This window comes from Polaromonas jejuensis NBRC 106434, assembly GCF_001598235.1.
GTDB classification, from domain to species: domain Bacteria; phylum Pseudomonadota; class Gammaproteobacteria; order Burkholderiales; family Burkholderiaceae_C; genus Polaromonas; species Polaromonas jejuensis.
The window spans coordinates 1-7,335 of record NZ_BCYO01000054.1; the positions used below are offsets into that span (position 1 = coordinate 1).

General features: G+C 63.4%; 5 protein-coding genes and 1 pseudogene. 1 reads left to right on the forward strand and 5 read right to left on the reverse strand.

Annotated features, from left to right (window positions below; all coding sequences use genetic code 11):
- The first annotated feature begins 269 nt into the window (after positions 1-269).
- Positions 270-1,262: an AraC family transcriptional regulator gene (locus PJE01S_RS23775; protein WP_068836196.1), complete on the forward strand. Its 993-nt coding sequence runs from the start codon at positions 270-272 to the stop codon at positions 1,260-1,262.
- 51 nt (positions 1,263-1,313) lie between these two features.
- Here PJE01S_RS23775 and PJE01S_RS23780 read toward each other — a convergent pair whose 3' ends face one another.
- The 5 genes and pseudogenes from PJE01S_RS23780 to PJE01S_RS23800 form a co-directional block, all read right to left on the reverse strand.
- Complete coding sequence (locus PJE01S_RS23780) at positions 1,314-2,477, reverse strand: acyl-CoA dehydrogenase family protein (RefSeq protein WP_068836197.1); 1,164 nt, start codon at positions 2,475-2,477, stop codon at positions 1,314-1,316.
- Between the two features lie 35 nt (positions 2,478-2,512).
- Positions 2,513-3,715 (reverse strand): annotated as a pseudogene (locus PJE01S_RS23785) (CaiB/BaiF CoA transferase family protein).
- A 250-nt stretch (positions 3,716-3,965) separates the two neighbouring features.
- The gene (locus tag PJE01S_RS23790; protein ID WP_245660963.1) at positions 3,966-5,024 is read right to left on the reverse strand and encodes a YeiH family protein; all 1,059 of its coding nucleotides are present in this window, start codon (positions 5,022-5,024) and stop codon (positions 3,966-3,968) included.
- On the reverse strand, positions 5,021-6,016 hold the full coding sequence (locus tag PJE01S_RS23795; RefSeq protein WP_068836199.1) for a Bug family tripartite tricarboxylate transporter substrate binding protein: 996 nt from the start codon (positions 6,014-6,016) through the stop codon (positions 5,021-5,023). The genes PJE01S_RS23790 and PJE01S_RS23795 overlap by 4 nt, the downstream gene beginning before the upstream one ends.
- A gap of 157 nt (positions 6,017-6,173) precedes the next feature.
- Positions 6,174-7,232, reverse strand: coding sequence for a beta-keto acid cleavage family enzyme (locus PJE01S_RS23800; RefSeq protein ID WP_068836200.1), 1,059 nt, complete (start codon positions 7,230-7,232; stop codon positions 6,174-6,176).
- Positions 7,233-7,335: the final 103 nt, after the last annotated feature.

Sequence of the window (7,335 nt, forward strand, 5' to 3'; positions counted from 1 at the left end):
GACTCGCATGGGGGTCTCCTTGTTGTATGGTCTGTGACCAGCGATTTGCACATGCGGCTATTACGCTGACCACAGGAGAGGTATTCTTGGACCGCGCCCCGATTCGCGCTTGACATTACGCGCCAAGTCTTTACCATCGGCGACATCGGACTGCCACTTTTTGCTGCACTCTTTCAAACCAGAGCTGGAGCAGCGAGCCGGCGCGCGGGCAGTCAGCAGGAAACCCTGCAGCGCGACCGCCCGGACAAGGACAGCAACGCCACACCGCCATGACAACCCTGGTTCGAAGCGTCAACTTTTCGAAATACTCCACTGTCGCGCGCGGCCTGGGCATAGATCCAGTGCGCATGGTCGGTTATGTCGGCCTGGACAAGACGTGCCTGCTGACGCCTGATCTGCGGGTGCCCGAGGCTTCGCTGGCCGAGGTGCTGGAGGCTTCTGCCAAGGCGGCAGACAGCGCATCTATCGGCCTGCTGGTGGGTGAATCGTGGCGCCTGTCTGATTTCGGCGTGATCAGTCTGCTGCTGCAACACCAGCCGACGCTGCGCCACGCTTTGATAGAACTCAAGCGCTACCGCCACCTGCTGAGCGACTCGGTGGTTTTGGACCTGGTGGAATACCCGACCGTGACGGTGGTGCAACTGGCTCTGGTCACAGGGCGGGCGAACCCTGGGCGCCAGCCAGTTGAGTTGGCAATTGCGGCGCTGCTGTCCTTGTGCCGGTTCCAACTTGGTCCGCGTTGGAAACCACGCAGCGTGCACTTTTCGCATCCCGCTCCCACCAGCATGCAAATCCACCAGCGTGTCTTCCGCGCTCAATTGGAGTTCGACTCGGAGTTCGATGGCATGGTGCTGAGCAAGGACGAGTTGGACCAACTCAATCCACTGTGCGACCCACACATGGCCAGGTATGCCAAGGACTACATCGACCTGCAGCCGCGCAATGACTGCGGCACCGTCGCTCACGATGTGCGGCGTGCGTTGCATGTACTGCTGCCCCGTGGGCGAAACAGCATCGAACAGGTGGGACAGAACCTCGGCGTGAGTCCACGCACCCTGCAAAGGCAACTGGAACAGGTGGGCGGGAACTTCCAGTCGCTGGTCAACGACGTGCGGCGTGAACTGGCCACGCGCTACCTCGACGGCCAGCCGCACAGCATCTCGCAGATCGCGACCTTGCTGGGCTTTGCCGAGACCAGCGTGTTCTCGCGCTGGTTCAGCACCCAGTTCGGCATGCCGCCGTCGCGCTGGAAGAAAACCTGACGCGCTGTGGCCCGCTGCGCCACCCTGCTTGGGTGGGCAATGACCAGTCGATCAGGCCGCCTGGCGCAGCAGTTCGCGGCCGATGATGAGTTGCTGGATCTGCGTCGTGCCCTCGTACAGGCGCAGCAGTCGCACGTCGCGGTAGAAGCGCTCCACCGGGTACTCGTTGATGTAGCCGGAACCGCCATGGATCTGCACGCCTCGGTCGGCCACGCGGCCCACCATCTCGGTGCAGAACAGCTTGACGCAGGACACGCGCATGGACACATCCGGATCGGAAACATGGGCCGGCTTGGCGTCAAAACGCTTGGCAACTTCCTGGACCAGCGACCAGCCGGCCAGCAGTTCCGCCTGACTGTCGGCCAGCATGGCCTGGATCAACTGGAACTCGCCGATGGCCTTGCCGAACTGCTTGCGGTCACGGGCGTAGGCGACGGACTCCGCCATGATGCGATGGGCCATGCCGCAGGCCACGGCCGAGATGTGCAGGCGACCCCGGTCGAGCACCTTCATCGCGGTCTTGAAACCCCGGCCAGGCACGCCGCCGATGATGTTGGCGGCCGGGACGCGCACGTTTTCCAGTATCACGTCACAGGTCTTGGTGCCGCGCTGGCCCATCTTCTTGTCGGGCTTGCCCAGGCGCAGGCCCGGCAGGTCGGCCGGCACGATGAAGGACGAGACGCCACCTGCGCCCGGCCCACCGGTGCGCGCCATCAGCGTGAAGGCACCGGCGCGCGGCGCGTTGGTGATGAAACGCTTGGTGCCGTTGAGCACATAGTGGTCGCCGTCAAGCTCGGCACGGGTCTTCAGCGAGGCGGCGTCGGAGCCGGAATCGGGCTCGGTCAGCGCGAACGACATGATCAGCTCGCCACTGGCCACGCGCGGCAGAATGTCGCGCTTTTGCTCCGGCGTGCCGTCCATCAGGATGCCCTGCGAGCCGATGCCGACGTTGGTGCCGAACACCGAGCGGAAGGCCAGTGCCGTCTTGCCGATCTCGTAGGCTACCTGGACCTCCTGGCTCATCGACAGGCCGATGCCGCCGAACTCCTCCGGGATCGAGAGGCCGAACAGGCCCATGGTCTTCATCTCTTTCACAATGTCGGCGGGCACCTCGTCATGCTCTTCAAGGTGATTTTCGGCGGGCACCAAGCGCTCGCGGATGAAGCGCTGCACGGTGGGCAACAGGATGTCAAACGATTCGGAATCAAGAGCCATGGTAGTGAGATCGATAAGGTTAAGAAAGCAGAGATTCAAATGGCGCCAGCGGCCTTCAGGCGCTGCAGTTCAGCCCCGTCCAGACCCAGCAGTCCGGACAGCACTTCGTGCGTGCCCTCGCCCAGCATGGGAGGTGGGCTGCGCACCGGCAGGCGCTCGCCGTCGAGCCGGTAGGGAGGCGCCAGCACGCGGATGCTACCGACCTCGGGGTGGGGCTGCTGGGTCAGCAAGCCGCCACGGGCCGTGCGTTCGGAGGTCAGCGCCTCGTGCAGGCCCAGCACCTCACCGCAAGGGATTCCAGCGCTCGCCAGGCGCTGCAGCAGCAAGGCACGCGGGCGGCAGCGCAAGGCCTGCAGGATCTGCGGCAGCAACTCCGCGCGGTTCGCGGTGCGCTGCACGTTGGTCTTGAATCGTTCGTCGTCGGCCAAGTCGGGGCGCTCGATCACCTCGCGGCAAAAGCGCTCGAACTGGCTGTTGTTACCCACGGTGATGACAAGCGGTCCATCGACGGCATCGAAAACGCCATACGGCACGATGGAGGGATGAGAATTGCCGTAACGCGGGGGGGCCTTTTCGAGCAGCAGGGCTTCGAGCCCGTAGTAGGCGGTAACCATGATGCCGCAGTCGTACAGCGCCATCTCGATGTGGCGCCCCTGACCGGTGCGCTGGCGCTCGAACAGCGCCGCGAGCACCGCCTGGGCCGAGTACATGCCGGTGAACAGGTCCACCACCGCCACCCCGAACTTGAGCGGCGGCTGGTCGGCCTCGCCATTGAGGGCCATCAAGCCGGCCTCGCCCTGCACCAGCAGGTCGTAGCCCGGGCGCGCCGCCTCAGGGCCGGTGCGGTCGTAGCCCGAGATCTAGCAGTACACCACGTCGGGCCGCACGGCTTTGACCTGCTCGTAGCCCAAACCCATCTTCTCGGCGCCGCCGGCCTTGAAGTTCTGGATCACCACATCGCACTGCTCGGCCAGCGCCAGCGCCAACCGCTGGCCTTCTGTGGTCTGCAGGTCCAGTGTCACCGATCGCTTGTTGCGGTTGACGCTGTTGAAGTAGGCGGTCTGCGTCGAGCCGACGCGCAAGCCCCAGTCGCGCGTGTCGTCGCCCCGCCTCGGGTGCTCGACCTTGATCACCTCGGCACCAAAGTCCCCCAAGACCATGCCGCACCAAGGGCCTGCCAGTACACGTGAAAGATCCAGCACACGGATGCCAGAGAGTGGAAGCGAATGTTTGCTCATGAAAAACTGCGCCCAGCGATCGATTCTTGGGCAATTATTGAGTGGTGAAAATTGTTTGAAAACGTCAGCGAGCAAGGCTGGTGCCTGATTTCGACAACTTTGGCCGATGATGGTTTGTGGCAGGGTGACGATCCGCCAACACCTGGCAGTCGTTCAACCATCAACCCCAATCGGCTGCATCGCAGTTGTAAGCAAACCTTCGGGTGCCTTGCTAATTCTTTTTGGAGAAGCAGGCCAAAAGAAGATCGCCTCAGCCATGACCATGTGCGCCCCCCATTTGCATCAACCCGTAAATAACGATCGCAAGGAACATCGTTTCCAACACCATCAAGACTACCGGCCTCCAACCAACGCTCAATACGTCCTTGAGGTGAGTCTTCATCCCGATCGCGGCCATCGACGCGACCAGGAAACCCTGGGATACCTCGTTGCCGGCGCTCACCACGAACTTCGGCAACACCCCCAGGCTGTTGATGACCATCATCACGACGAACATCACCACAAACCATGGCAGCAGCGACGGGCGCTGCGGCTTCGGAGAACCCTCGGCACTGGCTTGCTGCGCCTGCTGGCGGTGCGTCATCCACGCCGCGAACGCGATCACCGGCACCAGCATCGCCACGCGCATGAGCTTGACGACCGTGGCTGCATCACCCGTTTCGGAGCCCATGCTGTAGCCCGCGCCCACCACCTGCGCCACGTCGTGGATGGTGCCGCCCAGGAAGAAGCCGGCGTTGAGCGCGTCCAGCCCTAGTAACCGCACCACCATCGGGTACATCACCATAGCCAGCGTCGAAAGCGTGGACACGCCGATGACGGTGAAGAGCGTGGCGCGCTCCCTTTGCGGATGCTGCGGAAAGGCCGCGGAGATCGCCAGCGCAGCCGAGGCGCCGCAAATGCCCACCGCGCCGCCCGTGAGCAGGCCGAAGAACGGCCGAAAGCCCATCACGCGCGCCATGACGATGCCGAAGGCGATGGTGACGACTACGGCCACCACCACCATGACCACGGGTTGCCAGCCCATGGCCTGGACCTGGGCGGCGGTTATTTTCAGGCCCAGCAGGGCCACGCCCCAGCGCAGCACCTGGCGCGCTGTGAACTCGATGCCGGGTTTGCAGCGCCCTTCCTGGGACAGGAAGTTCACCGCCATGCCCAGCAGCAGGGCAAACAGCATCACCGGCGCACCGTAGTGTTTCGCCAGGAACATCGCCGCCACCGCTACGATGGCCGAGATCACCAGCCCGGGCGAGAGCTGCGACCAGCGGTCCTTCCAGCCATCAATCATGCCTACCCGCATCGCGCCACTCATTCCGGTTTGTATTGGATGGAGCGCAGCAACTCGCCCTGGCGGTCGTAGGCCGCGTGCAGGTCCTTGGTCAGCTCCTCGCTGGTCAAGGGCAGGCCGGCCTCCATGCCCATGACCTCAATGCGCTGGCGCTGCTTGGGCTGATTGAGATACTGCAGCGTCAGGTCCCGCACCTTGGCCTGGATAGCCGGCGACAGATCCGGTGTGGACCAAAGCCCCATCCAACCCACCTCATTGAGCGCGGGGAAACCCAGCTCGGTGAAGGTGGGTACGTCGGGCAAGGCCGTGATGCGGGTCGGGTAGTTGACCGCGTAGGCCCTGAGCTTGCCGGCCTTGATCAGCTGCAGTGAGGTGGCCGGGGCATCGAACATCAGCGGCACGTGGCCGCCCAGCACGTCCTGCAAGCCCTGCGGCGAACCCTTGTAGCCGATGTGTTTCATCTCCACGCCCGCCAAGCGGCTGAACTGCACGCCCGCGGTGTGGGCCCGCATGCCGACGGCGTAGGACGCGTAGTCCACCCCACCCTTTTGCGTCTTGATGTAGCCGATCAACTCCTTCAGGTTCTTAGCCGGTACATTGTTGTTGGCCACAAGCACCAACCCCTGGCGGCTGACCTGTGCGAGTGGCTTCAAGTCCTTGAAGGGGTTGAAGTTCACCTTGTAAGCCTGCGGCGTCTCGGTCACGATGCCGCCCTGGATCAGCAGCAGCGTGTAGCCGTCGTGCGAAGACTTGATCAAGTCATTGACCGCTATGGCACCGGCGGCCCCGGGCTTGTTTTCGACAATTATCGGTTTGCCCAGCGATTGCGTCAGGCCCTCGGCAACGATGCGAGCCAGAGCATCGGCTGTGCCACCGGCCGGACCACCGACGACGATGCGAACGGGCCTGGTCGGCCATTCCTGGGCGTACGCGCCCTGGGTGGCCACGGTCAGGCCCGCGCCAAGCCCAAGTGCCAGCACGAGAGAGCGCCGGATGGAGGATCTGAGGTGTTGCATGGTGTGTCTCCTAATATCTTTAAATTGACTCAAACTTCAGTCATCAAGCCTCCAGTCATGGGCTTGATTGCTGAATGGGTTGACTCGCCGCCGTGCAGCTTGAGTCTTCATCCCGCCGTTTCCCTGGGCGCGCGACATGGCCTGCCGCCTCGCGTGTTCAGGCGGCCTTGCGCAGGAAGCCCTGATTGCCACCGTTGCGGTTGGGCGCGAAGCCGTTGGCCTGCAGGCTTTCTTCCACCGTGTCGTAGAAGACACCGATCTTGCTGATTTCGCGCGCCTGCTGGGCGGTGGCGATCGGGCGGCCGAACTCGCGCGAGATGCGCACCAACTGCTCGATCTGCGAGACAGTGCTCGCCTTGGCGGTGCGCGATTGGTTCCACAGGCCGTCTTCGATGCCGCAGCGCACATGCAAGCCCATGGCGATGCCCATCATGTTCACTGGCAGCACGTTGCGCACGTGACTTTCCACCGTCAGCACAGCGCCATCGGGCACCTCGCGCACGAAGTTGGCCAGGCTGTAGATGCTGGGCTTGTCCATGCCTCCACCTATCGCCACCCAGTTCATCACCAGCGGGCCCTTGTAGATGCCGCGCCGCATCAGGCGCTCCACCGACTCGAAGCTGTTGATGTTGTAGCACTGGAAGGCGCTCTGGATGCCCGCCTTGGTGAGGCGGCGCACATGCTCCTCCACCCAGCCGGGCTGCGCGGGCACCGTCATCTCCTTGTAGGCGTTGAAGATGGCGGGGTTCTCGCGCGAGGTGCCCTTGAAATCCGCCAGCTCCGCCTGCTCGGTGACATTCATCTGGGAGGTGTTCACAGTCACCGTCACCTGGTCGGGCGTGGGCTCGAGTTCGGCCAGCATATGGCGCGTATCGTCGCTCAGCCACTTGGCGGTTTCACCCTCGTTCTCGGGCGCAAAGCTGATGGAGCCGCCGACCTGGATGATCATCTCGGGCACGGCCTTGCGCACGCCGGCGATCAGCTCGTTGAACTTGGACAGGCGCTTGGAGCCCTTGCCGTCGAGTTCACGCACATGCAGGTGCAGCACGGTGGCACCGGCGTTGTAGCAGTCCACCGCCTTCTGGATCTGCGCTTCCATAGTGACAGGGATGTCTTCGGGAAAGTCGGAGGGCAGCCAGCCCGGCGCATAGGGTGCGGCCGTGATGATCAGAGGCTGCTGGTTTTCGGGGAACAGATGGCCGTCAAGAAAATTCATTGCATGTCTCCAAAGACAAGTTGGGAGTACGGGAAGAAATAGCGGGATGGGCTTGGTGAGCGCGGCCCTCAGTAGGGCTTGTCTCCGATGATCGCGGCGCGTT

Bases quoted from the DNA above. Each gene is read 5' to 3' on its own strand.
- PJE01S_RS23775 (WP_068836196.1), top strand. From the start codon at position 270: ATGACAACCCTGGTTCGAAGCGTCAACTTTTCGAAATACTCCACTGTC.
- PJE01S_RS23780 (WP_068836197.1), bottom strand. From the start codon at position 2,477: ATGGCTCTTGATTCCGAATCGTTTGACATCCTGTTGCCCACCGTGCAG.
- PJE01S_RS23790 (WP_245660963.1), bottom strand. From the start codon at position 5,024: ATGAGTGGCGCGATGCGGGTAGGCATGATTGATGGCTGGAAGGACCGC.
- PJE01S_RS23795 (WP_068836199.1), bottom strand. From the start codon at position 6,016: ATGCAACACCTCAGATCCTCCATCCGGCGCTCTCTCGTGCTGGCACTT.
- PJE01S_RS23800 (WP_068836200.1), bottom strand. From the start codon at position 7,232: ATGAATTTTCTTGACGGCCATCTGTTCCCCGAAAACCAGCAGCCTCTG.